27 protein-coding genes are annotated in these 26,746 nt (G+C 73.1%); 17 read left to right on the top strand and 10 right to left on the bottom strand.

Translation table 11 applies throughout. The features are described from left to right. Positions 1-32 precede the first annotated feature (32 nt). Entirely contained in the window at positions 33-869 is an 837-nt protein-coding gene (locus AB0D99_RS21350; protein ID WP_362364210.1) for a siderophore-interacting protein, read from the bottom strand. A gap of 75 nt (positions 870-944) precedes the next feature. Further along, the gene (locus tag AB0D99_RS21345; RefSeq protein ID WP_362364337.1) at positions 945-1,850 is read right to left on the bottom strand and encodes a 5'-3' exonuclease; all 906 of its coding nucleotides are present in this window, start codon (positions 1,848-1,850) and stop codon (positions 945-947) included. A 267-nt stretch (positions 1,851-2,117) separates the two neighbouring features. Between AB0D99_RS21345 and AB0D99_RS21340 the strand changes: the two genes are divergently transcribed. The 4 genes from AB0D99_RS21340 to AB0D99_RS21325 all read left to right on the top strand — a co-directional run bounded on the left by AB0D99_RS21340 (position 2,118) and on the right by AB0D99_RS21325 (position 6,444). Next, positions 2,118-3,191, top strand: a complete 1,074-nt coding sequence (locus tag AB0D99_RS21340) for a glycine betaine/L-proline ABC transporter ATP-binding protein (RefSeq protein WP_362364207.1) — start codon at positions 2,118-2,120, stop codon at positions 3,189-3,191. Next, on the top strand, positions 3,184-4,989 hold the full coding sequence (locus AB0D99_RS21335; RefSeq protein WP_362364204.1) for an ABC transporter permease/substrate binding protein: 1,806 nt from the start codon (positions 3,184-3,186) through the stop codon (positions 4,987-4,989). Before AB0D99_RS21340 ends, AB0D99_RS21335 begins: the two co-directional genes overlap by 8 nt. 158 nt (positions 4,990-5,147) lie before the next feature. Continuing rightward, complete coding sequence (locus AB0D99_RS21330) at positions 5,148-5,702, top strand: XRE family transcriptional regulator (protein WP_362364201.1); 555 nt, start codon at positions 5,148-5,150, stop codon at positions 5,700-5,702. Positions 5,703-5,712: 10 nt separating this feature from the next. Then, positions 5,713-6,444, top strand: coding sequence for a helical backbone metal receptor (locus tag AB0D99_RS21325; protein WP_362364198.1), 732 nt, complete (start codon positions 5,713-5,715; stop codon positions 6,442-6,444). Here the strand turns inward: AB0D99_RS21325 and AB0D99_RS21320 are convergent. Beyond that, positions 6,371-7,528: a TDT family transporter gene (locus tag AB0D99_RS21320; protein WP_362364195.1), complete on the bottom strand. Its 1,158-nt coding sequence runs from the start codon at positions 7,526-7,528 to the stop codon at positions 6,371-6,373. The two genes, AB0D99_RS21325 and AB0D99_RS21320, sit on opposite strands and share 74 nt — an antisense overlap. Positions 7,529-7,598: 70 nt before the next feature. Here AB0D99_RS21320 and AB0D99_RS21315 point away from each other — a divergent pair, with 70 nt between their 5' ends. Beyond that, positions 7,599-8,534, top strand: coding sequence for a LysR family transcriptional regulator (locus AB0D99_RS21315; protein WP_362364192.1), 936 nt, complete (start codon positions 7,599-7,601; stop codon positions 8,532-8,534). Positions 8,535-8,616: 82 nt separating this feature from the next. Here AB0D99_RS21315 and AB0D99_RS21310 read toward each other — a convergent pair whose 3' ends face one another. From AB0D99_RS21310 to AB0D99_RS21300, 3 genes are all read right to left on the bottom strand, one after another. Continuing rightward, positions 8,617-9,339, bottom strand: coding sequence for a gamma-glutamyl-gamma-aminobutyrate hydrolase family protein (locus tag AB0D99_RS21310; RefSeq protein ID WP_362364189.1), 723 nt, complete (start codon positions 9,337-9,339; stop codon positions 8,617-8,619). Between the two features lie 28 nt (positions 9,340-9,367). Continuing rightward, positions 9,368-10,810, bottom strand: coding sequence for an ethanolamine permease (gene eat, locus AB0D99_RS21305; protein WP_362364186.1), 1,443 nt, complete (start codon positions 10,808-10,810; stop codon positions 9,368-9,370). Between the two features lie 111 nt (positions 10,811-10,921). Then, a complete protein-coding gene (locus tag AB0D99_RS21300) occupies positions 10,922-11,674 on the bottom strand; it encodes an FCD domain-containing protein (RefSeq protein WP_362364334.1) in 753 nt (250 codons plus the stop codon). Positions 11,675-11,761: 87 nt separating this feature from the next. On the opposite strand from AB0D99_RS21300, the gene AB0D99_RS21295 reads away from it, so the two are divergent. From AB0D99_RS21295 to AB0D99_RS21275, 5 genes are all read left to right on the top strand, one after another. Further along, positions 11,762-13,126 (top strand): glutamine synthetase family protein, encoded by a 1,365-nt coding sequence (locus AB0D99_RS21295; RefSeq protein ID WP_362364183.1) that lies wholly within the window; start codon positions 11,762-11,764, stop codon positions 13,124-13,126. Between the two features lie 8 nt (positions 13,127-13,134). Next, the gene (locus tag AB0D99_RS21290) at positions 13,135-14,508 is read left to right on the top strand and encodes an aldehyde dehydrogenase family protein (RefSeq protein WP_362364180.1); all 1,374 of its coding nucleotides are present in this window, start codon (positions 13,135-13,137) and stop codon (positions 14,506-14,508) included. Between the two features lie 5 nt (positions 14,509-14,513). After that, positions 14,514-15,299 carry a 3-oxoacyl-ACP reductase gene (locus AB0D99_RS21285; RefSeq protein WP_362364177.1) on the top strand — a complete coding sequence of 262 codons (786 nt, stop codon included), beginning with the start codon at positions 14,514-14,516 and terminating at the stop codon, positions 15,297-15,299. An 87-nt stretch (positions 15,300-15,386) separates the two neighbouring features. Beyond that, the gene (locus AB0D99_RS21280; RefSeq protein ID WP_362364174.1) at positions 15,387-16,643 is read left to right on the top strand and encodes a haloacid dehalogenase-like hydrolase; all 1,257 of its coding nucleotides are present in this window, start codon (positions 15,387-15,389) and stop codon (positions 16,641-16,643) included. A 22-nt stretch (positions 16,644-16,665) separates the two neighbouring features. Continuing rightward, on the top strand, positions 16,666-17,565 hold the full coding sequence (locus AB0D99_RS21275; protein ID WP_362364171.1) for a DUF2510 domain-containing protein: 900 nt from the start codon (positions 16,666-16,668) through the stop codon (positions 17,563-17,565). 7 nt (positions 17,566-17,572) lie between these two features. On the opposite strand, the gene AB0D99_RS21270 is transcribed toward AB0D99_RS21275, so the two are convergent. Together AB0D99_RS21270 and AB0D99_RS21265 are read right to left on the bottom strand one after the other, a co-directional pair. After that, positions 17,573-18,775: an amino acid deaminase/aldolase gene (locus AB0D99_RS21270; RefSeq protein ID WP_362364168.1), complete on the bottom strand. Its 1,203-nt coding sequence runs from the start codon at positions 18,773-18,775 to the stop codon at positions 17,573-17,575. 356 nt (positions 18,776-19,131) lie between these two features. Beyond that, the gene (locus AB0D99_RS21265; RefSeq protein ID WP_362364165.1) at positions 19,132-19,398 is read right to left on the bottom strand and encodes a hypothetical protein; all 267 of its coding nucleotides are present in this window, start codon (positions 19,396-19,398) and stop codon (positions 19,132-19,134) included. A 205-nt stretch (positions 19,399-19,603) separates the two neighbouring features. On the opposite strand from AB0D99_RS21265, the gene AB0D99_RS21260 reads away from it, so the two are divergent. Together AB0D99_RS21260 and mycP are read left to right on the top strand one after the other, a co-directional pair. Then, positions 19,604-20,632: a hypothetical protein gene (locus AB0D99_RS21260; protein ID WP_362364162.1), complete on the top strand. Its 1,029-nt coding sequence runs from the start codon at positions 19,604-19,606 to the stop codon at positions 20,630-20,632. After that, positions 20,629-21,810, top strand: a complete 1,182-nt coding sequence (mycP, locus tag AB0D99_RS21255; RefSeq protein ID WP_362364160.1) for a type VII secretion-associated serine protease mycosin — start codon at positions 20,629-20,631, stop codon at positions 21,808-21,810. Before AB0D99_RS21260 ends, mycP begins: the two co-directional genes overlap by 4 nt. Positions 21,811-21,856: 46 nt before the next feature. On the opposite strand, the gene AB0D99_RS21250 is transcribed toward mycP, so the two are convergent. Then, positions 21,857-22,585 carry a hypothetical protein gene (locus AB0D99_RS21250; RefSeq protein ID WP_362364157.1) on the bottom strand — a complete coding sequence of 243 codons (729 nt, stop codon included), beginning with the start codon at positions 22,583-22,585 and terminating at the stop codon, positions 21,857-21,859. Between the two features lie 87 nt (positions 22,586-22,672). Here AB0D99_RS21250 and AB0D99_RS21245 point away from each other — a divergent pair, with 87 nt between their 5' ends. Next, positions 22,673-23,407, top strand: coding sequence for an SseB family protein (locus tag AB0D99_RS21245; RefSeq protein WP_362364154.1), 735 nt, complete (start codon positions 22,673-22,675; stop codon positions 23,405-23,407). A 108-nt stretch (positions 23,408-23,515) separates the two neighbouring features. On the opposite strand, the gene AB0D99_RS21240 is transcribed toward AB0D99_RS21245, so the two are convergent. Then, positions 23,516-23,878, bottom strand: coding sequence for a DUF1844 domain-containing protein (locus tag AB0D99_RS21240; protein WP_329122634.1), 363 nt, complete (start codon positions 23,876-23,878; stop codon positions 23,516-23,518). 318 nt (positions 23,879-24,196) lie between these two features. On the opposite strand from AB0D99_RS21240, the gene infC reads away from it, so the two are divergent. The 4 genes from infC (at position 24,197) to AB0D99_RS21220 (ending at position 26,684) form a co-directional block, all read left to right on the top strand. Next, entirely contained in the window at positions 24,197-24,913 is a 717-nt protein-coding gene (gene infC, locus AB0D99_RS21235; protein ID WP_362364331.1) for a translation initiation factor IF-3, read from the top strand. Between the two features lie 124 nt (positions 24,914-25,037). Beyond that, positions 25,038-25,232 carry a 50S ribosomal protein L35 gene (gene rpmI, locus AB0D99_RS21230; protein WP_019884943.1) on the top strand — a complete coding sequence of 65 codons (195 nt, stop codon included), beginning with the start codon at positions 25,038-25,040 and terminating at the stop codon, positions 25,230-25,232. A 107-nt stretch (positions 25,233-25,339) separates the two neighbouring features. Then, positions 25,340-25,726: a 50S ribosomal protein L20 gene (gene rplT / locus AB0D99_RS21225; protein WP_030493496.1), complete on the top strand. Its 387-nt coding sequence runs from the start codon at positions 25,340-25,342 to the stop codon at positions 25,724-25,726. 118 nt (positions 25,727-25,844) lie between these two features. Further along, positions 25,845-26,684: an RNA methyltransferase gene (locus tag AB0D99_RS21220; protein WP_362364150.1), complete on the top strand. Its 840-nt coding sequence runs from the start codon at positions 25,845-25,847 to the stop codon at positions 26,682-26,684. The last annotated feature ends 62 nt before the right edge of the window (positions 26,685-26,746 follow it).

Raw genomic sequence — 26,746 nt, 5'->3', positions numbered from 1 at the left:
CGGGGGCGGGACCTGGGTCCCGCCCCCGGTGCTCAGCTCTCCTGTTCGCGTTCCACCTGGTCGTTCCAGTCGCGCTTGATCGCGCGCCATGCCTCGTCCGTCTTGCCCAGGCGCCAGTAGCCCGAGATCGACAGGCGCTCGCGGGGCACCTCGCGCTCCAGGCGGAGGTGGCGGCGGAGCTCCTTCACGAAGCCGGCCTCGCCGTGGACGAACGCATGCACGTCGCCCGCCGGGAACTCCAGGCCCTTCACCGCCTCCAGCAGGGCCTCGCCCGTCGGCCGGGCGCCCCGGTGGAGCCACGTCACCTCGACGCCCGCGGCCGTCGCGAACTTCTGCTCCTCCGTCGCGTCCGCGACCTCCAGGAAGGCGTGGACCGTCGAACCCTCGGGCATCCGCTCCAGGGCCACCGCGACGGCCGGCAGCGCGCTCTCGTCACCCACCAGCAGGTGCCAGTCCGCCGCCGGGTCCGGCGCGTAGCCGCCGCCGGGGCCCAGGAGGCGCATGGTCTCGCCCGCCCGCGCCCGTGCCGCCCACGGGCCCGCCAGGCCCTCGTCGCCGTGGACCACGAAGTCGACGGTCAGCTCGCGCTGGACCGGGTCCCAGCTCCGTACCGTGTACGTCCGCGTGGTGGGCCACTGCTCGCGCGGGAACTCGGCGCGGATCCGCTCCATGTCGAACGGCTCCGGATAGCTCACGCCCTCCGGCGCGAACAGCAGCTTCACGTAGTGATCGGTGTGCTCGCCCAGCTCGAACGCGTCGAGGCCGCTTCCGCCGAGCACCACCCGCACCATGTGCGGGGTGATCCGCTCCGTGTGCAACACCTGTGCCTCGTGGGCCCTTGGTGCCTTGCGCGCCGGCTGTTCTGCCACGACGGTCTCCCCTGACTCTGCGAACTTAGGTAAACCTAAGCTAGCATCCCGGCGGCGGCCGCGGGCAGGAACGCCTCAGCGTGCCAGCACCGGCAGCAGCCTGCCGACCGCCCCGCCCAGACCCCACCGCGCCACCAGCGCCGCCAGCACCTCCGGGTCCCGCGGCTCGCTCGGCAGCGCCGGGTCGAAGTCCGGCAGCGGCACGTCCCCGGCGACCTCGACGACCTTCGGGGCCACGTCCAGATAGGCCGCCGCCTCCACGATCCCGCGCCGCTTGGCCGGGGTCAGCTTCGACGTGCGGTCCACGGCCGCCGCGCGCACCCCCGCCAGATCGCCGTACTCCGTGATCAGCTGCGCGGCCGTCTTCTCGCCGATGCCCTTCACCCCGGGCAGCCCGTCGCTGGTGTCACCGCGCAGCGCCGCGAAGTCGGCGTACTGGTCGGCCCGCACCCCGTACTTCGTGAGGATCATGTCCCCGTCGACCAGATCGCAGTCCCCGACGCCCTTGCGCGGGTACAGCACCCGCACGCCGCGCTCGTCGTCCACCAGCTGGAAGAGGTCCCGGTCGCCCGTGACGATGTCCACCGGCCCCTTCGCCCGGCCGGCCAGCGTCCCGATGACGTCGTCCGCCTCGTACCCCGCCACCCCCACCCGGGCGATGCCGAGGGCGTCCAGGACGGCCTCGATCACCGGCACCTGCGGGGCGAGCGTGTCGGGCACCTCCTCCTCGTCGGGCCCGGTCTCGGTCTCCACGGCGACCCGGTGGGCCTTGTAGGAGGGGATCAGGTCCACCCGCCACTGGGGCCGCCAGTCGGCGTCCATGCAGGCGACGAGGTCGTCGGGGTGGTGGTCCTGGACGAGCCGGGTGATGAAGTCGAGGAGGCCGCGCACGGCGTTGACCGGCGTCCCGTCGGGGGCCCGGACCGAGTCCGGCACACCGAAGTACGCGCGGAAGTAGAGAGAGGCGGTGTCGAGGAGCATCAGTCGCGTCACACCCCGATCATGCCGCACCCCACCGACAGCGGCGCCGAGCGACGGCACGACCGGTTCCCGACGCCGTGCGTGACGCCCGTCACCTTCGCGTTTGCCCCGTGGAGCCCAGGGCAGGCGCGGGCCCGGAGCGGACCCGGTCCGGGGATCCAGCAGTGGATCGCCGGACGACACGGGAGTCGCGGGCCGAACCCGCCCCGCTCCACGGCCCGCCTGCGGGGGTGGAAGGCCGTTCTCGTTCCAACGCGTGAGGTGTATGTGTCCAGGCTCCAGGCCGATCACCTGTACAAGGTGTTCGGCAGACGACCCGACGAAGCCGTCAAGAAGCTCAGCGGAGGTGCCGACCGCGACGAACTGCGCGCCGACGGCACGACCGCGGCCGTGATCGACGCGTCCTTCGTCGTCGAGCCCGGCCAGATCTTCGTCGTGATGGGTCTGTCAGGATCCGGCAAGTCCACCCTGCTGCGGATGCTCAACGGGCTCCTGGAGCCCACCGCGGGCCGCGTGCTCTACGACGGCAAGGACCTCACCGCGCTCAGCCCCCGCGACCTGCGCACGGTACGGTCCACCAAGATCAGCATGGTCTTCCAGCACTTCGCCCTCTTCCCGCACCGCAGCGTGCTCGAGAACGCCGCGTACGGCCTGGAGGTCCAGGGCGTCCCGCGCGCCGAGCGCGAGACCAGGGCCGCCGAGGCCCTGGAGCTGTGCGGCCTCGCCGGCTGGGAGAAGTCCTGGCCGGACGAGCTCTCCGGCGGAATGCAGCAGCGTGTCGGCCTCGCCCGCGCGCTCGCGACCGACGCCGACCTGCTGCTCATGGACGAGTCCTTCAGCGCGCTCGACCCGCTGATCCGCCGCGACATGCAGGACCAGCTCCTCGAACTGCAGAAGCGGCTGAAGAAGACCATCGTCTTCATCACCCACGACCTCAACGAGGCCATGCGCCTCGGCGACCGCATCGCGGTGATGCGCGACGGCCGGATCGTCCAGCTCGGCAGCGCCGAGGACATCCTGGTCCGCCCCGCCAACGACTACGTCGCCTCCTTCATCCAGGACGTCGACCGCTCCCGCGTCCTCACGGCCTCCGCCGTGATGACCGAGTCCGAGCACCCCCGCCCGGACGGCTGCGACTGCGAGACCGTCGGCCCCGACACCCTCGTCGCCGACCTGTGCGCCGTCAGCGCCCGCGTCCCGCACGCGGTCGCCGTCAAGGACGCCGACGGCACCGTCCTCGGAGTCGTACCGCAGTCCCGTCTGATCGGCTTCATCGGAGACGAGCAGCGCCCGCCCGTTGCCTGCACCACCGGCGAGAAGGAGGTGGCCACCCATGCCTAGGCTCCCCCTCGGCCAGTGGGTCGACAGCTCCGTCGACTGGCTCCAGACCCAGCTCTCCTGGCTCTTCGACGCCATCACCACTGCCGTCACCGGTCTCTACGACGGCATCGACGCGGTCCTCTCGGCGCCCGAGCCCCTGCTCTTCGCGGGCATCCTGGCCGTCGTCGCCTGGTGGCTGCGCGGGCTGACCGCCGGCGCGCTCGCCTTCGCGGGCTTCGCCCTCGTCGACTCCGTCGAGCTGTGGGACGACGCCATGGCGACGCTCTCGCTGGTGCTCGTGGCGACCCTCGTCACCCTGGTGATCGCGGTACCGCTCGGCATCTGGGCGGCCCGCTCCAAGACCGTCAGCTCCGTGCTGCGCCCGGTCCTCGACTTCATGCAGACCATGCCCGCCATGGTCTACCTGATCCCCGGCATCATCTTCTTCGGCGTCGGCGTGGTCCCCGGCATCATCGCCACCATCGTCTTCGCCCTGCCGCCGGGCGTGCGGATGACCGAGCTCGGCATCCGTCAGGTCGACGGCGAGCTGGTCGAGGCGGCCGAGGCGTTCGGCACCACCCCGCGCAACACGCTGCTGCGCGTCCAGCTGCCGCTCGCACTGCCCACGATCATGGCCGGAATCAACCAGGTCATCATGCTGGGCCTCTCCATGGTCGTCATCGCCGGCATGGTCGGCGGCGGCGGGCTCGGCGGCGCCGTCTACCGGGCCATCGGCAACGTCGACATCGGACTCGGCTTCGAGGCCGGCATCTCCATCGTCATCCTCGCCATGTACCTGGACCGGATGACCGGCGCGCTGGGCCGCCAGGTCTCGCCCCTCGGCCGCAGGGCCCTCGCCAAGGAGCGGGCCGCGAGCGCGGCGCGCGCCGGCGCGAAGCTGTGGAACCACCGCCCGCAGCCCGTCACCGCCCTCGTCGGCGTCGTGATCCTCGCGCTCGTCGCGGGCGGCATGGGCTTCCTCGGCGGCGGCGCGGCGTCGACGACCGCCGGGGGCAAGGACATCGGCCACGGCAAGAAGATCAACCTCGGCTACATCCCCTGGGACGAGGGCATCGCCTCCACTTTCCTCTGGAAGGAACTGCTCGAACGGCGCGGCTACGAGGTCGACGCCAAGCAGCTGGAGGCCGGCGCCCTCTACACCGGACTCGCCGGTGGACAGATCGACTTCCAGACCGACTCCTGGCTGCCGGTCACCCACGCCCAGTACTGGGAGAAGTACCAGAACAAGCTGGAGGACCTCGGCTCCTGGTACGGCCCGACCTCCCTGGAGCTGAGCGTGCCGTCCTACATGAAGGGCATCGACTCGCTCGACGACCTCAAGGGCAAGAGCGGCCAGTTCAAGGGCCGCATCATCGGCATCGAGCCGAGCGCCGGAATGATGGGGATCCTCAAGGACAAGGTGCTGAACGAGTACGGCCTCAAGGGTGAGTACGAGGTCGTCGACGGCTCCACGCCCGGCATGCTCGCCGAGCTGAAGCGCGCCTACGACAAGAAGGAACCGGTCGTCGTCACGCTCTGGTCGCCGCACTGGGCGTACTCCGGCTACGACCTGAAGAAGCTCAAGGACCCCAAGGGCACCTGGGGCAAGGGCGACGGCATCCACACCCTCGCCCGCAAGGGCTTCACCTCCGACAACCCCGAGATCGGTTCCTGGCTGAAGAACTTCGAGCTGACCGAGAAGCAGCTCACGGACCTCGAAGCCGCCATCCAGGAGACCGGCAAGGGCAAGGAGCAGGAGGCCGTCCGCGGCTGGCTGGAGAAGAACCCCGGCCTCGCGGAGAAGCTGGCCCCGCAGTAGGGCCGAGGAGTTTCCGACTCCATTCCGCGCAGGGGTGGTCGCCGATCGTGTTCGGCGGCCACCCCTTTTCGCCACGACGCGAAACCCTGCCCGAAAGCTGCGTAAGGTTCAGGTAACCGACCAGTACGCAGGCGCGAGGGAAGAGGGAGGGAGCCGTCATGGACGAGAAGGAATCACTGCGCGTGGGCGCGGCCGTCAAGAGGCGGCGCAGGGCTCTCAAGCTCACCCTGGCCGTCGTCGCGTCGCGCAGCGGCCTGTCGGTGCCCTTCCTCAGCCAGATCGAGAACGAGCGGGCCCGCCCCAGTACGCGGTCCCTCCAGCTCGTCGCCGGAGCCCTGGAGACCACGGCCGCCGAACTGCTGGCCGCCGCGGAGTCCGCCCGCACGGTCGACGTCGTGCGCGCCGAGGAGCGGGCCCGCCCCGACCTGCCCGAGGGGGTACGGTCCCTGATCCGCGGCCGGCAGCAGCTGCACGCCCTGGAGTTCACCGGCGAGCGGGACGCGGGACGCGAATTCCAGCACCGCAACGACGAGTTGCTCTTCGTCGCCGACGGCGCCGCCGAGGTCGAGGCGGAGGGCCGGGCGTACCGGCTCGAACGCGGCGACACGCTGTACCTCTCCGGAGGCGTACGGCACCGCTGGCGCGCCACGGAGTCCGGCACGCGCCTTCTCGTCGTGGCCGTCGCCGAACACATCGAGGTCGACGACGCATGAGGGAGGCCGTGTGAGCGCGCGGGCCCGCGTCGTCTCCCTCGTCCCCTCGCTGACCGAGGCCGTCGCCGTCACCGCGCCCGGTCTGCTCGTCGCCGCCACCGACTGGTGCGACCACCCGGCGGACCTCGACCTCGTGCGGATCGGCGGCACGAAGAACCCCGACATCGACGCGATCACCGCCCTCCGCCCCGACCTGGTGATCGCCAACGAGGAGGAGAACCGCGCCCCCGACCTGGCCGCGCTGCGCGCCGCCGGGACGGAGGTCCTGGTCACCGAGGTGCGCGGGCTCGACCAGGCGTTCCGCGAGCTGGACCGGACGCTCCGGGCCTGCGGCGTCCCCCAGCGGCCCCGCTGGCTGGACGAGGCGGAGGAGGCGTGGGCCGCGGTGGACCCGCCGGGCGAGCCGCTGACCGCCGTCGTACCGATCTGGCGCCGGCCCTGGATGGTCCTCGGCCGGGACACCTTCGCCGGCGACCTGCTGGCCCGCCTCGGCGTCCGGCAGCTGTACGCCGGTCACGCCGAGCGCTATCCGCGCGTCCCCCTCGACGAACTCCGGGCCGCCGGCGCCGACCTGGTCGTCCTGCCCGACGAGCCGTACCGCTTCACGGCCGACGACGGCCCCGAGGCGTTCCCCGGGACCGCCGCCGCGCTCGTCAGCGGGCGTCACCTCACCTGGTACGGGCCGTCACTGGCCGAGGCGCCACGGGTCCTCGGCCGGGAGCTGCGAGCAGCGCTCCGCTGAACAGCCCGCGCAGGGTGTGGAATCCGGCCACCAGCCAGGCCGCGACGAGGAAGACGTACAGCGCGATCGCGAGCCAGCGGAAGGCGGCCAGGCCCGTGTGGTGCGCCAGCCCCTCGGCGCCGGTCACGCAGGTGCCGACCGGGAAGGTGAAGGCCCACCAGGTCATCGCGAAACCCATGCCCCGCCGGCGGGCCCGGAGCACCATCGCCCCGGCGAGCGCCAGCCACAGCAGGGCGAAGCCCATCACCGGGACGCCGTAGAGGACGGCGAAGGCGGCGAAGCCGTGGGCGTACGGGTCGGGCAGCACGCCGGGCGCGACGTCGGCGAACTTGTTCGCGGCGGTGGTCGACTGGCCCAGCGGGCCCAGGACCAGGAAGAGCGTGGGGGTGAGCGCGAGGGGCAGCGGGCCGCCGGTGACGAGCCTGCCGAAGACCAGCGGCAGCATCACGAGGGTGGCCAGCAGGCTGATGCCGAACATCGCGTAGCAGGCGATCAGCAGCGTCTGCTGCGCCTGGCCCGCCGGCACGTGCGGCAGGAGCAGCGGGCCGAGCGCGGCGGAGACCATCGGGGCGACGACCGGGAGGAGCCACACCGGGGACGCGCTCTCGATCGTGTGGTGCACCACCATCAGGTACGGGATCGCGACCGCGGCGGCCAGGCCGACGACCGATCCGGCGGTGAACAGGACGGTGTCGATCGCCACGGCGGCGGGCAGGCCCACCCAGTCCCGGCCGACGATCAGAGCGCCGCCGCCGACCGCGAGAAGCGCCATCGACAGACAGCCGTAGAACGGCGCCACCGCCGGGTCCAGGAGGTGCTCCCTGGCTTGGTCGCGGTGGTGGATCCAGTGCGTGGCGCGGGCGACGAGGAGCACGAGGAGCATCGCGAGGGACAGCGCCCAGACGGCCGCGCAGGCGGTGCGCAGACCGGGCACGTCCACGGGAAGGGCCGCTCCCGCGTTGGCGACGATGGCGGTGCCCATCACCGAGGCGTACCAGTTGGGGCCGAGGTGACGGACCGCGGCCGCCCGCGCGCCGGGGGTGCTGGCGCGGGGGACCGGACGGGAAGCTGCGAGGGTTGCCATGGCCTCACCCTCGCGCGGTGGCGCGCGCCCGGCCAGGGATCTTGACGCTATGACGTCATAAGCTGACTTTATGAGCAGCGAGCCGACCGAGACCGCACCCCTGTCCCACCGGGTCCCCGACCTGGGCGCGCTCGAACTGCTCCTGGCGGTCGCCCGGCACGGCAGCCTGGGCCGGGCCGCCCGCGAGGTGGGGATCACGCAGCCCGCGGCGAGCAGCCGGATCCGCTCGATGGAGCGGCAGCTCGGGGTGGCCCTGGTGGACCGGTCGCCGCGCGGTTCGCGCCTCACGGACGCCGGGGCGCTCGTCACCGACTGGGCACGGCGGATCGTGGAGGCGGCGGAGGCGTTCGACGCGGGGGCGCAGGCGCTGCGGGGACGGCGGGACTCACGGCTGCGGGTGGCCGCGTCGATGACGATCGCCGAGTACCTGCTGCCGGGCTGGCTGATCGCGCTGCGCGCGGACCGGCCGGACACCGCCGTGTCGCTGATGGCGGGGAATTCTGCGGCGGTCGCGGAGTGGCTGCTCGCGGACGAGGCGGACCTGGGGTTCGTGGAGGGGCTCGCGGTGCCGGACGGCCTGGAGGGGGCGGTCGTCGCCCGGGACCGGCTGCTCGTGGTCGCCGCGCCGTCCCACGCGTGGGCGCGCCGTCGTCGGCCGCTGGACCCGGGGGAGTTGGCGGCGACGCCGCTGATCCTGCGCGAGCGGGGCTCGGGGACCCGGCAGGTCCTCGACTCCGCGCTCTCCGGACACGGCGGCCTCGCGCAGCCACTGCTCGAACTCGCCTCCACCACGGCGGTGAAGGCGGCGGCGGTCAGCTCCGCGGGCCCCGCCGTGCTGAGCGAGCTCGCCGTCGCGGAGGAGCTGACCTCGCGCCGCCTGGTCGCGATCCCGGTGGAGGGCGTGCTGCTCCGCCGCGACCTCCGCGCCGTCTGGCCGACCGGTCACCGGCCGACGGGCCCGGCGCGGGACCTGTTGTCGCTGACCAGGGCGCGGCCGTCGGGGTAGGGCGCGCCGGGCGGGAAGTCAGCCGCGCCGCCCGGCGGGGTGGGCCGGGCGGCGCGGGCTTCCTTCTCGTCGGGGCGAGACGTCAGGTCGTCGACGTCGTCAGGTCGCGGGGCGCGTGGTGCGGGGCGCCGGCCGCTGCCGCGATCAGGCCGCGCATCACCCGGAGGTCCTCGCCCATCTCCGGGTGCCACTGGACGCCCAGGGCCCAGGCCGGGGCGGCCAGTTCGATCGCCTCGGTCGTGCCGTCCTCCGCGTACGCCGAGGGCGCCAGGCCCTCGCCCAGGCGGTCCACGGCCTGGTGGTGGTAGGTCGGCACCGACGCGGGCTCCGGGACCAGCGAGGCGTACAGCGTGCCCGGGACCGGCTTCACCGTGTGGCGGCCGATCACGCCGACCGCCTCCACATGGCCGTCCAGGTGCTGGACCAGGGTGCCGCCCAGCGCCACGTTCAGCAGCTGCATGCCTCGGCAGATCCCGAGCACCGGGGTGCCCGAGGCCAGCGCGGCCTCCACGAGGGCCAGCTCCCACGTGTCCCTGGCCCGGGCGGGCGGGCCGGTGCGGGGATCGGGCCGTGCCCCGTACCGCACCGGTTCGACGTCCGCGCCGCCGGCGACCACCAGGCCGTCGAGCCGGGCCACCATCGCCGCCGCGGCCGACGGCTCGTCCGGCGGGACCATCGCGGCGAGGCCACCGCTCGCCCGGACCAGCCGGGGGTACTGCGCCGGCAGCAGGGCGGCGGGCATGTCCCACACCCCCCAGCGGGCCTGGTCCAGATAGGTCGTGACGCCGATGAGCGGCTTGGACACGGTGTGACTCCTCCGTCGTGCGTGGTGGTCAGTCGCGTTCGAGTTCGGCCTCGGCCGCCGCCAGCGCCGCGAACTCCTCCTCCGGCGCCTTGGCCACCAGATGCTTCCGACTGTAGAACGCGAAGTAGGCGAGGGCGATCACATAGACCCCCAGCGCGATGAACGCCGCGTCCTTGTCGACCAGGAAGGTCGCGACCAGCGCCGACAGGGCCAGGACGAAGGCCACGGACGAGGTCACCACCCCGCCCGGCGTCCGGTACGGGCGGTGCAGCTCCGGCTCGCGGCGGCGCAGGACGATGTGGGAGAGCGCCATCAGGGCGTACGAGATGGTGGCGCCGAACACCGCGATGTTCAGCATCCGGGCGCCGTTGCCGGTCCCCGCGGCGAGCGCGAAGCCGATCGCGCCCGGGATGAGCAGCCCCAGGTACGGCGACTTGCGGCGGCTGGTCAGGGAGAGGAACCGGGGCAGGTAGCCGGCCCTGGACAGGGCGAAGAGCTGGCGGGAACCGGCGTAGATGAGCGAGAAGAACGAGGCCACCAGGCCGGCGAGGCCCGCGTAGTTCACGAAGCGGCTGAGCATCGTCGGGTCCCCGTCGCCCTGCAGCGCCACGACCAGCGGGTTGCCCGCCTCCTGGATGGCGGCCGAGCCGCGGGCGCCGGTCGAGGCGAAGAAGGTCATCACGGCGAGCAGCACCAGGATGCCCATCGAGATCGCGAGCGCCTTGGGCATCGAGCGGACCGGGTCCTTGGCCTCCTCCGCGGCGAGGGGCACCCCCTCGACCCCGAGGAAGAACCACATGCCGAAGGGGAACGCGGCCCAGATCCCGAGCAGACCGTACGGCAGCCAGGAGTTGGAGCCGAGCGCGTCCGTGTCGACCGGGATGTCGTTCAGCCCGTCGACGTGGAAGTCGCTGAGCGCGCCCAGCGCGAAGATGACCAGGGCGGCGACCGCGATCGCCGTCACGATCAGGCTGAAGCGCAGCGCCTCGCCCACGCCCCACAGATGGATCCCGATGAAGATCACGAAGCAGGCGAGGTAGACGGGCCAGCCGGACTCCAGGCCGAACAGACCGAGCGACTCGACGTAGTCGCCGATGAAGATGGAGATCGCGGCGGGAGCGAGGATGTACTCGATGAGGATCGCGGTGCCGGTGAGGAAGCCGCCCCAGGTGCCGAGCGCCCGGCGCGCGAAACCGTAGCCGCCGCCCGCCGTCGGCAGGATCGCGGAGAGCTCGGCGAGCGCGAAGACGAGACAGGCGTACATCGCGCCCATCAGCACGGTGGCGATGGCGAGTCCGCCGAATCCGCCCTTGGACAGGCCGATGTTCCAGCCGGAGAAGTCGCCGGAGACGACGTAGGCCACGCCGAGTCCGGTGAGCAGCAGCCAGCCGGCGCTGCCGCGGCGCAGGGCCCGGCGTTCGAGGTAGTCGTCAGGTGCCGTCTTGTCCCCGGTGGTGTCTTCGAGCGTCATGGCAGCGTCAGCTCCCGCGTCGGGCCCAATGGAATGGGACCATACCTTTGCGCCGGGTCGGCCGGAACGCAACCCCCGTGCGTTACTTTCGGGTTACGGGGGTCCGGGGTCTCACGTCAGGAAGCCCCGCAGCAGCGCCGCCGTACCGCCGCAGTGTTCGCGCATGACCTCGCGGGCCGCGTCCGCGTCGCCGTCGAGGACGGCCTCCACGACCGCGGTGTGCTGGTGCTGGGAGTGCTCCAGGTTGCGTACGAGCAGGGGGATGCAGTCCAGCAGGTCGTTGACCGTCGCGCGGACGGCGGCGTACTGGGCGGTCAGCGTCGGGGAGCCCGAGAGCTCGGCCAGCGTCAGGTGGAACAGGGTGTCCTGGCGCCGGTACTCCGCCAGCGGCGCGTCGTGCGTGGCGGCCAGCGCCGCGCGGAGCCGCTCCGCGCCCTCGTCCGTCAGCCCGTGCGCGGCGCAGAGCCCCGCCGCGCCCACCTCCAGGACCTCACGGAAGCGCAGGGTGTCCTCGACGTCGATCGTGGCGATCCGGCGGCGCAGTTCGTCCTCGTCTGCCGTCTGCGGCCGGTGCAGCACGAACGTTCCGCCGTACCGTCCGCGCCGGCTCTCCACGAGCCCCTGCTCCTGGAGCACCTTCAGGACCTCCCGCAGGGTGACCCGGCTGATCCCCATCCGGTCGGCCAGCTCCCGTTCGGCGGGCAGGCGCTCCCCGCCGGGCACCAGGCCGAGCCGCACGACCTGGAGGATCTGCTCCAGCGCCTCCTCGAAGCCGTTGCCCGCCCGCACCGGCCGCAGCACGGGCGTCAGCCGGTCCGGCGTGTGCGCCGCGTCGGCCGTCGCCGCGTCCGTCTCCTCGCCGATCTTCGCCACGTTGCGGTTTCCCCTTCCCAAGCAATGGTCTTCGGCAATACCTTATGGCTTCCGGCTGGCCGAAGGAGGAGTAATCCCGTGGCAGACCGCAAAGCCCCGCTCTCCGTCGAGGAGCTCCGTGCCCTCGTCGAGAGCGGTGAGATCGACACAGTCGTCCTGGCCTTCCCCGACATGCAGGGGCGGCTCCAGGGCAAGCGGTTCGCCGCACCGTTCTTCCTCGACGACGTCCTCGACCACGGCACCGAGGGCTGTAACTATCTCCTGGCCGTCGACACCGAGATGAACACGGTCGACGGATACGAGATGTCCTCCTGGGACCGCGGCTACGGCGACTTCGCCATGCACCCCGACCTCTCCACCCTGCGCCGCGTCCCCTGGAACGAGGGTACGGCGATGCTGATCGCCGACCTCGCCTGGAACGACGGTTCGCCCGTCGTCGCCGCACCCCGCCAGATCCTCCGCCGCCAGCTGGAACGGCTCGCCGAGCACGGCTACACCGCCCATGTCGGCACGGAGCTGGAGTTCATCGTCTTCAAGGACACCTACGAACAGGCCTGGGACGCGAACTACCGGAACCTGACCCCCGTCAACCAGTACAACATCGACTACTCCGTCCTCGGCACCGGCCGCATCGAACCCCTCCTGCGCCGGATCCGCAACGAGATGGCCGGCGCCGGTCTGACCGTCGAGTCGGCCAAGGGCGAGTGCAACCCCGGCCAGCACGAGATCGCCTTCAAGTACGACGAGGCCCTCGTCACCTGTGACCAGCACGCCGTCTACAAGACGGGCGCCAAGGAGATCGCCGCCCAGGAAGGCGTCTCGCTGACCTTCATGGCGAAGTACAACGAGCGCGAGGGCAACTCCTGCCACATCCACCTCTCGCTCCAGGACGCCGACGGCACGAACGTCATGGCCGGCGACGGACCCGGCGGGATGTCGGACGTCATGCGCCACTTCCTCGCCGGACAGCTCGCCGCCCTGCGCGACTTCTCCCTCCTCTACGCCCCCAACATCAACTCCTACAAGCGCTTCCAGCCCGGCTCCTTCGCCCCCACCGCCGTCGCCTGGGGCGTCGACAACCGCACCTGTTCCCTGCGCGTCGTCGGCCACGGCCGCTCGATGCGCTTCGAGAACCGCCTGCCGGGCGGCGACGTCAACCCCCACCTCGCCGTCGCCGGCCTGGTCGCCGCCGGCCTGTACGGCATCGAGCAGCGTCTCGAACTCCCCCCGGCCTGCGACGGGAACGCCTACACCGCCGAATACGCCCACGTCCCCACCACCCTGCGCGAGGCCGCCGAGCTCTGGGAGACCAGCCCGATCGCCAAGGCGGCCTTCGGGGACGAGGTCGTCGCGCACTACCGCAACATGGCCCGCGTCGAACTCGACGCCTACGACGCCGCGGTGACCGACTGGGAGCTGCGCCGCTCCTTCGAACGCATGTGAGGAAAGAGTTGCTCCAGGAACTCCAGGTACTCAACCCGGCGACCGAAGAGGTCGTCGCGACCGTCCCCGCCGCCACACCGGCCGACGTCGACGCCGCCGTCGCGCGAGCGGCCGAAGCCCAGCGCGGCTGGGCCGCGGCGGCCCCCGCCGACCGGGCACGGCTGCTGCGCCGCTTCGCCGTCGTCGTCGACAGCCACGTCGAGGAGCTCGCCCTCCTCGAAGTGCGCGAGGCCGGCCACACCCTCGGCAACGCGCGCTGGGAGGCGGGCAACGTCCGCGACCTGCTCGACTACGCGGCCGGGGGAGTGGAGCGGCTCAACGGCCGCCAGATCCCCGTCGCCGGCGGCCTCGACATCACGATCCTCGAACCCCTCGGCGTCGTCGGGGTGATCGCGCCCTGGAACTTCCCCATGCCGATCGCCGCCTGGGCCACCGCCCCGGCACTCGCCGCCGGCAACGCGGTGATCCTGAAGCCCGCCGAGACCACCCCGCTCACCGCGCTCCGACTCGCCGAGCTCGCCCTGGAGGCCGGCCTCCCCGAGGGCCTCTTCCAGGTCCTGCCGGGCGAGGGCGCCGTCGCGGGGAACGCACTGGTCGAACACCCCGGCATCGCCAAGATCGTCTTCACCGGCTCGACGCGGGTGGGGAAGAGCATCATGGCGAAGTGCGCCGACCAGGTGAAGCGCGTGACGCTCGAACTCGGCGGCAAGAGCCCCAACATCGTCTTCGCCGACGCCGACGTGGCGGCAGCGGCGGCGGCGGCTCCGATGTCCTTCCTCGACAACAGCGGCCAGGACTGCTGCGCCCGCACCCGCATCCTCGTCCAGCGCTCCGTGTACGACCGCTTCCTGGAGCTGCTCACGCCCGCCGTCGAGGAGATCGTCGTCGGCGACCCGTCCGACGAGAAGACCCAGATGGGCCCCCTGATCTCCAGGGCCCAGCTGGAGCGCGTCCGCGCGTACGTCCCCGACTCGCTCCCCGGCATCCGGGGCAAGGCCCCGGAGGGCCCCGGCTTCTGGTTCCCCCCGACCGTCCTCACCGGCCTCGCCGAGGACGCCCCCTGCGCCGTCGAGGAGGTCTTCGGACCGGTCGCCGTCGTCCTCCCCTTCGAGGACGAGGCCGACGCCGTACGCCTCGCCAACGCCACCGAGTACGGCCTGTCCGGCTCGATCTGGACCCGTGACGTGGGCCGCGCCCTGCGCGTCTCGCGCGCCGTCCGGGCCGGCAACCTCTCCGTCAACTCCCACTCCAGCGTCCGCTACTGGACCCCCTTCGGCGGCTACCAGCAGTCCGGCCTCGGCCGGGAGCTCGGCCCCGACGCCCTCACCGCCTTCACCGAGACCAAGAACGTCTTCATCAGCACGGAAAGCACGGAGGCCTGAACCGCATGAGCACCGAAGAGATCGTCTGCCGCCGTCTGGTCGGCCGTACCGCCGTCATCACCGGGGCCGGCAGCGGCATCGGCCTCGCCGCCGCCCGCCGCCTCGCCTCCGAGGGCGCGAACGTCGTCTGCGGCGACATCGACGAGACCGCGGGCAAGGCCGCCGCGGAGGAGGTCGGCGGGACGTTCGTGAAGGTGAACGTCACCGACCCCGAGGAGGTCGAGAACCTCTTCAAGGTCGCCTTCGATACCTACGGCTCCGTCGACATCGCCTTCAACAACGCCGGCATCTCCCCGCCGGACGACGACTCCATCCTCACCACCGGCCTGGAGGCGTGGAAGCGCGTCCAGGACGTCAACCTCACCTCGGTCTACCTGTGCTGCAAGGCCGCCCTGCCCTACATGCGGCGCCAGGGCCGCGGCTCGATCATCAACACCGCCTCCTTCGTCGCGATCATGGGCGCGGCCACCAGCCAGATCTCGTACACCGCCTCCAAGGGCGGCGTGCTCGCCATGTCCCGCGAACTGGGCGTCCAGTTCGCCCGTGAGGGCATCCGGGTCAACGCCCTGTGCCCCGGACCCGTCAACACCCCGCTCCTCCAGGAGCTGTTCGCCAAGGACCCGGAGCGGGCCGCCCGCCGGCTCGTCCACATCCCCGTCGGCCGCTTCGCCGAGGCCGAGGAGATCGCCGCCGCCGTCGCCTTCCTCGCCAGCGACGACTCCTCCTTCATCAACGCCACCGACTTCCTCGTCGACGGCGGAATCGCCGGCGCGTACGTGACTCCGCTTTAGACCATCCCCCACCCCCCACCCCGGCAGCCGGGCGTCGCAAGGCGCCCGGCTGCCGTGCATCCGGACACCCCCGACAGGAGCGCGCCCATGCACCCCCGATTCCGCCGGATCACCGCCACGGCCGCCACGGTTCTCGCCCTCGCCGGCCTCCTCACCGCCGCACCCGCCCACGCGAGACCCGGCCCATGCCCCACACTGCGGGTCTCCGAGGGCTGGTACGGCGACAACCGCGCGAGACTGCAGGAACTCGTCGACGCGCACTGCGGGGACCGGGGCGCCGACCGGCCCGTCGCCGTCTTCGACTGGGACAACACCGTCATCAAGAACGACGTCGGCGACGCCACGATGTACTGGCTCCTGCGCAACAGCCGCATCCGCCCGCCCGCGAACGACGACTGGACCACCACCAGCCGCCACCTGACCCGGCCCGCGGCCGCCGCCCTGCGCGCCGCCTGCCCCACCGGCGTCCGCACCCTGCCCACGGCCACCGACACCCGCTGCGCCGACGAGATCCTCTCCGTCTACACGGAGGGCGCCACCACCACCGGCGACGAGGCGTTCGCCGGCTTCGACCACCGCCGGATGGAACCGCAGTACGCCTGGCTCGCCCAGCTCCTGCGCGGCTGGACCACCCGCCAGGTCGAGTCCTTCGCCGCGGCCGCCCGCGCCGAGAACCTCGCCGCGCCGATCGGCACCACCCAGCGGGTCGGCAGCGGTGAGGTCACCGCCTGGGTCCGCTACTACGAGCAGCAGCGCGACCTCGTCCGTACCCTCCGCGCGGCGGGCTTCGACATATGGATCGTCTCGGCCTCACCCGAACCGGTCGTCGACGTCTGGGCCCGGGGCGTCGGCATCGCGCCCTCCCACGCCATCGGCATCCGCAACACCACCGAGCACGGCCGGCTCGGCGCCCGACTGAAGGGCTGCGGCGGCGTCCGCGACGGCGAGGACACCATGATCACGTACATCGACGGCAAGCGCTGCTGGATCAACCAGGAGATCTTCGGGGTACGCGGACCCGCCGCCGAGCGGATCCAGCCCGCCTCCCGCCGCCAGGTGTTCGCCGCCGGCGACTCCGACACGGACATCTCCTTCCTCCGCGACGCGACCGGACTGCGCCTGGTCCTCAACCGCAACAAGAACGAGCTGATGTGCCGCGCGTACGACGACAGCGACGGCCGCTGGATCGTGAACCCCATGTTCATCGAGCCGAAGAAGGAGAAGACGAGCCCCTACCCGTGCGCCACCACCGGCTACATCGCCCCCGACGGCGAGGCACAGCCCGTGCGGCGCGCCGACGGCACCGTCGTGCCCGACCAACGGGACTCCGTGTTCGGCTCCTGAACCCGCCCCCTAGGCTTGCGGGATGAGCATGACGACCCCTCCCGGCTGGTATCCGGACCCGTCCGCGCCCACCGTCGAACGCTGGTGGGACGGCACGACCTGGACCGCCCACACCCGGCAGGCGTCGGCGCCCACGACGGCCATGGCCGCGCTGCCCGCGCCCGGCCGCGGGCGGGGCAGGGCCGTCGCGCTCGGCGCCGGCGCGGTGGCCGTCGTCGCCGCGCTCGTCGCCGGAGTCGTCGTCCTGGTCGGCGGTGACGAAGCGGACCCGGTCACGGCGGGCCCGCCCGCGCCGACCACGACCACCGCCGCGCCGCCCTCCACCTCCTCCAGCGGCCCGCCCGCCGAGGACCCCACGAAGGTCGTCGACCAGATCAACGGGATCACGCTCCCGGTCGTCAAGGGCTGGGAGAAGCCGGAGTACCACTCGGGCGGCGCGCCGACGGTCACGACCGTCGGCGAGTACCCCTGCCCCGGCGCCACCAACAGGCAGTGCCGGCACGGCACGGTGTCCTCCCACTCGGCGTCGGGCACCGACGCCGCCACCCCCGAGGCCCTGGCCAAGGAGGACATCGCCCTGGCCGCGGCCGCCTACTTCGGCGAGGACGTCTTCGGGAACTGGCTGTACGGCGACATCCGGTCCCACAAGCAGATCGCCGCCCGCCCCACCGCCGTCGCCGGACGGACCGGCTATCTGGTCCGGTGGCAGGTCACCACCGGCAAGGGCCCCGGCGGCTACGTCCAGTCGCTGGTCTTCCCCTCACCGACGGGCAGCGAGTCGCCGGTCGTCGTGCGCTTCGCCTTCGACGCGGGAGCCGACGGTCCGCCGCTCACCACGATGGACGAGATCGCCAAGGGGATCCTGCCCATCGGCAGCACGACGGGCGGCGGAGTGGGCAGCTCCCTCACTCCCGGCTCCTGACCGCCGCTCAGAGGAACGTGCGGCCCTCGCCCCGGTACGTGGGAACGGTCGCCGTGATCCGGTCGCCCTCGATCAGCCGCAGGCCGTCGAACCGCTCGCACAGCTCCCCGGCCTTCGCATGCCGGAACCACACCTTGTCCCCGATGAGGAGATCGTCGGCGGGGGAGCCGAGCAGCGGCGTCTGCACCTCGCCGGGACCCTCCTGGGGGTCGTACCGCAGCCCCTCGGGGAGGTACGGGACCGGCAGCCGGTCCGCGCCCGCCGCGCCCGACGCCGGGTAGCCGCCGCCGAGCACCGTCACCACGCCCACGCCCGGACGGCGTACGACGGGCTGCGCGAACAGGGCCGCGGGCCGGCCGGTGAAGGAGGTGTAGTTGTCGAAGAGACGCGGCACGAAGAGCCCCGAACCGGCGGCGATCTCGGTCACCGCGTCCTCGGCCGCCGTGTGCTGCACGCTGCCCGTACCGCCACCGTTGACGAACTCCAGGTCCGGCGCCACCGCCCGCACCGCACGCACCACGGCCGCGCGCCGGGACTCCAGCTCCTTGCGGGCGGCCGACTGCATGAGCCGGATCGCCCGGGAGCGCAGCGGCCGCCCGGCGACCGAGTCCCCCACGCCCGCGACATGGCCCTCGTACGCCATGATCCCGACGAGCCGGAAGCCCGGCCTGCGGGCGATGGACCGGGCCAGCTCGGCGAGTTGGGCGGGCTCGCGCAGCGGGGAGCGCAGCGCGCCGACGCGCACCCGGCCGCCGAGCAGCCGGAGCGAGGTGTCCAGCTCCAGGCAGACCCGGATCTCCTCGCCGCCACCCGCGCGTGCCGCGTCGATCAGGTCCAGCTGCACCGGGTCGTCGACCATCACGGTCACGGCGGCGGCCAGCTTGGGGTCGTCCGCCAGTTCGCCGAAGGCGGCGCGGTCGGCGGAGGGATAGGCCAGCAGGACGTCGTCGAACCCGGCCCGGGCCAGCCACAGCGACTCGTCGAGCGTGAACGACATGATCCCGGCGAACCCCTCGCGCGCCAGCACCCGCTCCAGGAGCGCCCGGCACCGCACGGACTTGCTCGCCACCCGGATCGGCTTGCCGCCGGCGCGCCGCACGAGGTCGTCGGCGTTGGCGTCGAACGCCTCCAGATCGACGATGGCGACAGGCGCGTCGAGATGGGCGGTGGCCCGGTCGTACCGGGCCCGGTCGGCGGCGCGGGGAGTCATGGCCTGAGCTTGCCAGACGGGTTTACGAGTGGGTAGCCCCTGAGTTCCCGTGCTGCCGGGAACAGCCCGTAGAGTGGCGGGCATTGCCGGGGCAGGCATCACAACGGGACGACCAGGGGGACGGGGATGAGCACTGACGCGCACCACCCCACGTCCCGGATCACCGACGCCCTGCTCCCGCCCACGCCGACGGCCCCGGGCCCCGAGGCCGGAGCCCCCGCGGCGCCCGTCCCCCCGGGCCGACCCACCACACCGGTCCCGGCCGCCGCTCATACGCCAGGTGCCCCGGGAGCCCCGCACGCGCCCGCCGCGCCGGTCTCCGGTGCCGGTCACACGCCGCCGGTCCCGAGCGCCGCTCACACGCCGCCGATGCCGGGCGCCGCCCGCACACCGGGTGTCCCGCGCCCCGCGCACGCGCCCGCCGCGTCCCACCCCGCGCAGCCGTCGGCCGGACCGGCCGCATCGGCTCCGCCGACCCCGTCTCCCACGGCTCCCACGACGCCGACCACCGGCCACGCCGGCCGCACCGCCCCGCCGCGTCCGCCGGCGGCCCCGCCCGTCCCCGGCACGGCCCCGAGCCCGCCGGCCGACAGCACCGGGGCGCCGCGCCGTACGACGTCCATCCCGGCAGGCCCGGGCGCCCGGCCCACCGCCTCCACCCCCTCCGCCCCGCCGCGACCGGCCGCGGCCCCGCCCGGTCCGCACGCCGCCCCGGGTTCCGGACACCCCGCCGCCGTACCGCCGCGACCGGCGGCCGCCCCCTCCATAGCGCCCGCCGGTCGGCCGACCCCGCCCGGTTCCGCCTCCGACTCGCCCCCGCGGCGGCCCATGGCCGGTTCGCCCACCGCGCCCGACCGCGGTCACCGGCCGCCCGCCCCCGTCCCCTCCCCGCGCCCCGTCGCCCCCGACCTGCCCGCCGTCGAGACGACCACCCGGCTGCGGCCCATCCGCGGCACCGAGCCGCGACGGCCCACGCCGCCCGGGCCCACCCCGACACACCCCGCTCCGGCAACGCCCCCGCGCCACCACCACGCCGCCTACCGCCCCTTCACCGTGCCGCCCGAGAACCCGGTCGAGACGACCACCCGGCTGCGCCCCGTCAAGGAGCGCCGCACCGGACGGGTCGTCGCCGCCGCCGTCTGCCTCGTGCTCGGGATCGGACTCGTCGGCGGGGCCGTCGCCGGAGCCGTGCTCGCCGCCACCGACGCGGGCGCGGCCGCCGACCCCGCCGGGTACGAGCGGGCCAGGACCCTGTGGCACGACGTCCCCGTCGACACCCTCTTCCCCCGTACCCTCGCCGGACCCGGTGCCGGACCCGGCGGAGCCGACCGCGCCTGGACGCGCGTCGTCGTCGCCGCCGACGCCCCCTGCTCGGCCGCCGTCCTGCAGAAGAGCCTGCTCACGGCCGTACAGGCGGTCGGCTGCGACCGCGTCCTGCGGGCCACCTACACCGACGCCACCGCCAGCAGCGTGGTCACCGTCGGCCTGGTCTTCACCCGGGCCGAACCCGAGGCCACCCGCTCCCTCGCCGGCGAGGGAGCCGCCCGGATCGCCGCCGACGTCCCCCCGGCGCTCGCCGCCCCCGGCACCGTCGCCGCCCGCTTCGGCGCCGCGCAGCGTGCCAGCTGGTACACCCGGCCGCTCGCCGACCTCCCCGTCGTCGTCACCGCCGTCTCCGGCTTCGCCGACGGCCGCCCCGTCGCCGCCGAGCCCGCCGAACGCGCCATGGCCGCCGGACAGACCAGCGCCCCCGCCCAGGCGGGCCTCGGCCACGAGGCCAAGGGCGTCGCCGACCGCGTCGAACGCGGACTGCGCGCCGCCCTCACCGCCGCGGCGAAGGAGGACGGCGACCAGTGAACCGACCCCGTACCCTCGCGGCCGTCCTCGCCACCGCCTTCGCCGTCCTCCCCGCGACCACCACCCCCGCGCACGCCGACACCATCCGCGCGCGCCAATGGGGCCTGGAAGCCATGCACACCACCGAGGCGTGGCGGACCACCAAGGGCGAGGGCGTCACCGTCGCCGTCCTCGACACCGGCGTCGACGCCGACCACCCCGACCTCGCCGGATCCGTCCTCGACGGCAAGGACCTCGTCGGCTTCGGCGCCGAGCAGGGGGAGAGCACCTGGGCCGTCCACGGCACCGCCATGGCCGGCATCATCGCCGGACACGGCCACGGTCCCGGCCGCCAGGACGGCGTCCTCGGCATCGCGCCGAAGGTCGAGATCCTGCCCGTCCGGGTCATCCTCGAAGGCAACGACAAGGCCCGCGACAAGGCCCGCAAGACCCGGGGCACCGCCCTCGCCGAGGGCATCCGCTGGGCCACCGACCACGGCGCCGACGTCATCAACCTCTCCCTCGGCGACGACTCCAAGTCCGCCCACGCCGACGCCGGCGAGGACGCGGCCGTCCAGTACGCCCTCTCCAAGGGCGTCTCCGTGGTCGCCTCCGCCGGCAACGGGGGCGAGAAGGGCGACCACATCTCGTACCCCGCCGCCTACCCCGGCGTCATCGCCGTCACCGCCGTCGACCGCTTCGGCACCCGCGCCTCCTTCTCCACCCGCCGCTGGTACGCCACCGTCAGCGCCCCCGGCGTCGACATCGTCATGGCCAACCCCGACCGCCGCTACTACGAGGGCTGGGGCACCAGCGCCGCCGCCGCCTTCGTCTCCGGCGCCGTCGCGCTGGTCCGCGCCGCCCACCCCGAGCTGACGCCCGCACAGGTCAAGCAGCTCCTCATCGACACCGCACGCAACCGGCCCAAGGACGGCCGCAGCGACTCCAAGGGGTACGGCACCGTGGACCCGGCCGCGGCGATCGAGGCCGGGGCGAAGCTCAAGGGGGGCGACCCCAAGAACGCCGCCTCCGGCTACGCCGGCCGGTACTTCGGCACGGGACCTCAGGCCCCGGCAGACGACGCCAGGCCGATCGGCCTGCTCGCCCCGGTCGTGGGCGGCCTCGGAGCGCTGCTGCTCGCCGCGGCGGCCGTCCTGTGGCGCGGAAGCCGTCCTACAGGACCGCGCCCAACGCGCTGACCGCCGTGTCCTACAGGACCGCGCCCAACGCGCTGACCGCCGTGTCCTACAGGACCGCGCCCAACGCGCTGACCGCCGTGCGCGCCACGTCCTCCACGAGCGCGACCCCCGCCTCCTTCGTGACATGCCCGTCGGACACCACCGCCACCAGGTAGACCCGTCCGCCGGCCGTGACCCGCCCCACGCTGTTGATGTCCCACAGGCCGGTCGCGTCCCGGGGCAGCCACCCGTTCTTCAGCGCCGGCCGGTCACCCGCCGCGGACACGCCCCAGTCCTGCCCGGCGACGACGCCCTCCATCAGCGCCGCGGCACAGGCGCGGGAGTCCGCGTCCAGCGGTGAGTCCGCCCCGAACACCGCCACCAGCAGCCTCAGCCGGTCCGATGCCGTGGTCTGCGTCAGCCCCCACGCCGACGCCCCCCTCGTCTCCGAGAGCCCGAGCCGCGCGTTCGCCGCGTCGAGCCCGCGCGCCCCGCCGACGGCCTGCCACAGGGCGGTCGCCGACGCGTTGTCACTGCGCCCGATCATCGCGGCGGCGGCCGTCCGCTCGGCCGCGGTCGGCTCCCGTCCCTCGTCCTGCGCGCGCAGCAGCAGGGCGGCCAGGATGTCCAGCTTCACGACGCTGGCGGTGTCGTAGGTCCGTCCCGCACCGCCGTACGAGGCCGAACGCCCGCTCTCCAGATCGAGCACGGCGACCGAGACGGAACCGTCGCCCGCGGCGGCGACCGGTCCGACCGCCTCCGCGAGGACGGCGTCGAGGTCCGGTTCCACGGTCACGCCGGACGTCTCCTCCCTGCCGGGCCGCGAGGCGTGCCGTCGACCCGCCGCGAAAGTGGTCCGGGAGCGGCGGCTAGGCTCGGGTACGTGGCGCTCAAGAACATCCCTGACCCCGGTTTCTCCGACGACGACGGTACCGCCGACCCGCGGCTCGCCGCGGCCCTCGCGGCCTGGGCGGAGGACAGAACCGCCCACGGCCCCGTCCTTGAGGCCCTGCGGGACGCGCGCCTGCTCGTGCCCATCGTCGCCGTCCTCGGCGAGGTCGAGGAGGACCCCGAGACGGGGCTGCGCCGCGAGAAGACCAGCGACATGGCCGTGCCCACGCTGACCGCCGGCGACCGGCGGGCGCTGCCCGCGTTCACCTCCATCGCCTCCCTCGCGCTGTGGGACCCGGCGGCCCGACCCGTCGCCGTCCCCCTGCACCAGGCGCTGCAGGCCGCCGCGCACGAGAAGGCCGACACCGTCGTCCTCGACCTGGCGGGCCCCGTCCCGTACGAGCTGAGCGGCCCGGTGCTGCTGGCCCTCGCGGAGGGCCGCTCCAGCGCGGACCCGCTCCAGGACCCGGCGGTGCGGGAGGCGGTGCGGAGCGCGGTCGCCGGGGAGCCCGCCGTCCTGCGCGCCCACCTCGGCCCCGGCAGCGCCGACGGCACCCTCGCGCTGGTCCTGGCCGACGACTCCGTCCCCGCGGAGGCCGCGCAGCGGGTGGCCCGCGCCCTGGCCGCCGACGAGACACTGAGGGCCCGCCTGGTGCGCGGCCTCGACCTGGCACTCCTGCCGGCCTCGGCCACGCCTCCCGGCGAGCCCTTCTACGTCAAGCACTGATCGGTCCGGGAGCGGCCCCGTACCCCGGTGGGCCGGGCGACCCGGCCGTGCACCGGCCCGGTGGCCGCGTGCGGCCGGGGGCGACCGCGGACCGACCCGACGCGGTCCCTAGCCGTACACCGGCCCGGTGTACTTCTCGCCCGGACCCTGGCCCGGCTCGTCAGGGATGAGGGAGGCCTCGCGGAAGGCCAGCTGCAGGGACTTCAGGCCGTCCCGCAGCGGCGCCGCGTGGAAGGAGCTGATCTCCGTCGCGCCGGCGTCGAGGAGGCCCGCCAGCGCGTGGACCAGCTTCCGCGCCTCGTCGAGGTCCTTGTGCTTCTCGCCGTCCTCGGTGAGGCCGAGCTTCACCGCGGCGGCGCTCATCAGGTTCACCGCGACGGTCACGATGACCTCGACCGCGGGGACCTCCGCGATGTCGCGGGTCATGTCGTCGAAGTCGGGGGACTCGGGGGAGTGGGGCGTCTCGCTCATGCCCACACGATAAGCCGGACGGCGTCCCCTCCCTCCCGTCGGCCTCGGTTAGCGAACCGGGGCAGTCGGTGCTAACCTTGTGTAACGACCGGCCGGACACCTGTGTGCCCGGCCCACAAGTGGAGGCTCCGATCTCCCACCTGGCCGCCCTCGCGGGCGGCGGGTCACCGGTCAGGTGGCGCCCATCGTTCCGTACGGACGATGGAGCCGCCCGATGTGCGCCCCGCGGTTCACCGCGGCGGTGCTCCGGTATTTTCGTGGAGCCCCGCCTGTGTCCCGTCCGGGGCATTTTTCGTATCCCGGCGCGGTTGGTCTCAACTGTTACAGACATACGCGTCCGTCCGCCAGGCGGTCGCGTGGTGCTACCGAGGAGGATCCATCAGCGCCGAGCCCCGCATCAACGACCGGATTCGCGTTCCCGAGGTGCGACTCGTCGGTCCCAGCGGCGAGCAGGTCGGGATCGTTCCGCTTGCCAAGGCCCTTGAGCTTGCTCAGGAGTACGACCTCGACCTCGTCGAGGTGGCGGCGAACGCCCGTCCGCCCGTCTGCAAGCTCATGGACTACGGGAAGTTCAAGTACGAGTCGGCCATGAAGGCCCGTGAGGCGCGCAAGAACCAGGCGCACACGGTCATCAAGGAGATGAAGCTCCGGCCGAAGATCGACCCGCACGACTACGACACCAAGAAGGGTCACGTCGTCCGGTTCCTCAAGCAGGGTGACAAGGTCAAGATCACGATCATGTTCCGTGGTCGTGAGCAGTCCCGTCCCGAGCTTGGCTTCCGGCTGCTGCAGCGGCTGGCTTCGGACGTCGAGGAGCTTGGCTTCATCGAGTCCAACCCGAAGCAGGACGGCCGGAACATGATCATGGTTCTTGGCCCGCACAAGAAGAAGACCGAGGCCATGGCCGAGGCGCGTGAGGCCCAGGCCGCGCGCAAGGCGGGACGTCAGGGCGCTTCGTCCGACGAGACCGCCGAGGCTCCGGCCGAGGAGGCTTCGGCCGAGGCTTCCGCCGAGGCCGAGAACCCCGAGGCGTGACCCGAGGGGCTGCCACCCAGGCAGCCCCGGGCCCTCGCCCGGAACCACCAACGAAGAACTGACGCTCCCGTATGTCCGGTGTCCGCACCGGGGGGAGCGCCACTGACGAGGAGAGAACGGCGCGATGCCGAAGAACAAGACGCACTCCGGTGCCAAGAAGCGCTTCAAGATCACCGGCTCCGGCAAGGTGCTGCGCGAGCGCGCCGGCAAGCGCCACCTGCTCGAGCACAAGTCGTCCAAGCTGACGCGTCGCCTCACCGGCAACGCCGAGATGGCCCCGGGCGACGCGGCCAAGATCAAGAAGATGCTGGGCATCTGAGCTTGATCTCCCGCCCTCGGCGACGAGGGCATCCGGCCAAGACCGGGACCCATCCGTTTTCCGGGTCGTGTGAGTACCACCGCGACCCCGCTACAAGGAGTTAAGAAGTGGCACGCGTCAAGCGGGCAGTCAACGCCCACAAGAAGCGCCGGGCGATCCTCGAGCAGGCCAGCGGCTACCGCGGTCAGCGTTCGCGCCTGTACCGCAAGGCCAAGGAGCAGGTCACCCACTCCCTGGTCTACAACTACAACGACCGCAAGAAGCGCAAGGGCGACTTCCGTCAGCTGTGGATCCAGCGCATCAACGCCGCTGCCCGCCAGAACGGCATGACGTACAACCGCCTCATCCAGGGTCTGAAGGCCGCCAACATCGAGGTGGACCGCAAGATCCTCGCCGAGCTGGCCGTCAACGACATCAACGCGTTCGCCGCGCTGGTCGAGGTCGCGCAGAAGGCCCTCCCGGCCGACGTCAACGCGCCGAAGGCCGCTGCCTGATCCCCAGGCCGCAGATCTTCCGCACCGGACCCGCAGGCCTTCGGGCCTGCGGGTCCGGTCGTGTTCCGAGCACACCAGCCCCTACCCGCCCGGACCCCCGAAAAGAGCCACCGACCCCATGGGTACCCCCGAGCTGATCTCCCCGCGTTCCCCGCGCGTCGTCGCCGCCAGGCGGCTCGCCAAGCGCAACTTCCGGGGCAAGGACCGCCTCTTCATCGCCGAGGGCCCGCAGGCCGTCCGGGAGGCCGTCCAGCACCGCAGCGGTACGGGTGAGCCGACCCTCGTCGAGCTCTTCACCACCGTCGAGGCCGCCGAGCGGTACGCCACGATCGTCGACGCCGCCCGCGCGGCCGGGGCCCGGGTGCACTTCGCCCCCGACGCCGTCCTCGCCGAGGTCTCCCAGACCGTCACTCCGCAGGGCCTCGTCGGGGTCTGCCGCTTCCTCGACTCGCCCTTCGAGGAGATCCTCGCCGCCAAGCCCAAGCTGGTCGCCGTCCTCGCCCACGTACGCGACCCCGGGAACGCCGGCACCGTGCTGCGCTGCGCCGACGCGGCGGGCGCGGACGCCGTCGTCCTCACCGACGCCTCGGTCGACCTGTACAACCCCAAGTCCGTCCGCGCGTCCGTCGGTTCCCTCTTCCATCTCCCGGTCGTCGTCGGCGTCCCGGTCGAGCAGGCCGTCGCCGGTCTGAAGGGCGCCGGGGTACGCATCCTCGCCGCCGACGGCGCCGGACGGAACGACCTCGACGACGAACTCGACGCCGGCACCATGGGCGGGCCCACCGCCTGGGTCTTCGGCAACGAGGCGTGGGGCCTCCCCGAGGAGACCCGCGCACTCGCCGACGCGGTGGTGCGCGTGCCGATCCACGGCAAGGCCGAGAGCCTCAACCTCGCGACGGCCGCCGCCGTGTGCCTGTACGCCTCCGCGCGTGCCCAACGCCCCCGAACCTCCGCCTGAGGGGGTCCACTCCGCCACCTCCACCTAGTAGGGTGACGGGCTCGGGGGCCCACTGCGCTACA

It is taken from the genome of Streptomyces sp. NPDC047971 (genome assembly GCF_040653355.1).
Taxonomy (GTDB): domain Bacteria; phylum Actinomycetota; class Actinomycetes; order Streptomycetales; family Streptomycetaceae; genus Streptomyces.
This window is presented reverse-complemented; position numbering and strand designations above follow the sequence as displayed.

Coding starts and splice junctions, on each gene's coding strand:
- AB0D99_RS21330 (WP_362364201.1), top strand. CDS start 5,148: ATGGACGAGAAGGAATCACTGCGCGTGGGCGCGGCCGTCAAGAGGCGG.
- AB0D99_RS21240 (WP_329122634.1), bottom strand. CDS start 23,878: ATGAGCGAGACGCCCCACTCCCCCGAGTCCCCCGACTTCGACGACATG.
- AB0D99_RS21270 (WP_362364168.1), bottom strand. CDS start 18,775: ATGACTCCCCGCGCCGCCGACCGGGCCCGGTACGACCGGGCCACCGCC.
- AB0D99_RS21320 (WP_362364195.1), bottom strand. CDS start 7,528: ATGGCAACCCTCGCAGCTTCCCGTCCGGTCCCCCGCGCCAGCACCCCC.
- rpmI (WP_019884943.1), top strand. CDS start 25,038: ATGCCGAAGAACAAGACGCACTCCGGTGCCAAGAAGCGCTTCAAGATC.
- AB0D99_RS21345 (WP_362364337.1), bottom strand. CDS start 1,850: ATGCTCCTCGACACCGCCTCTCTCTACTTCCGCGCGTACTTCGGTGTG.
- AB0D99_RS21260 (WP_362364162.1), top strand. CDS start 19,604: ATGGCCGGTTCGCCCACCGCGCCCGACCGCGGTCACCGGCCGCCCGCC.
- AB0D99_RS21335 (WP_362364204.1), top strand. CDS start 3,184: ATGCCTAGGCTCCCCCTCGGCCAGTGGGTCGACAGCTCCGTCGACTGG.
- AB0D99_RS21285 (WP_362364177.1), top strand. CDS start 14,514: ATGAGCACCGAAGAGATCGTCTGCCGCCGTCTGGTCGGCCGTACCGCC.
- eat (WP_362364186.1), bottom strand. CDS start 10,810: ATGACGCTCGAAGACACCACCGGGGACAAGACGGCACCTGACGACTAC.
- AB0D99_RS21280 (WP_362364174.1), top strand. CDS start 15,387: ATGCACCCCCGATTCCGCCGGATCACCGCCACGGCCGCCACGGTTCTC.
- AB0D99_RS21265 (WP_362364165.1), bottom strand. CDS start 19,398: ATGGACGTCGTACGGCGCGGCGCCCCGGTGCTGTCGGCCGGCGGGCTC.
- AB0D99_RS21315 (WP_362364192.1), top strand. CDS start 7,599: ATGAGCAGCGAGCCGACCGAGACCGCACCCCTGTCCCACCGGGTCCCC.
- AB0D99_RS21275 (WP_362364171.1), top strand. CDS start 16,666: ATGAGCATGACGACCCCTCCCGGCTGGTATCCGGACCCGTCCGCGCCC.
- AB0D99_RS21220 (WP_362364150.1), top strand. CDS start 25,845: ATGGGTACCCCCGAGCTGATCTCCCCGCGTTCCCCGCGCGTCGTCGCC.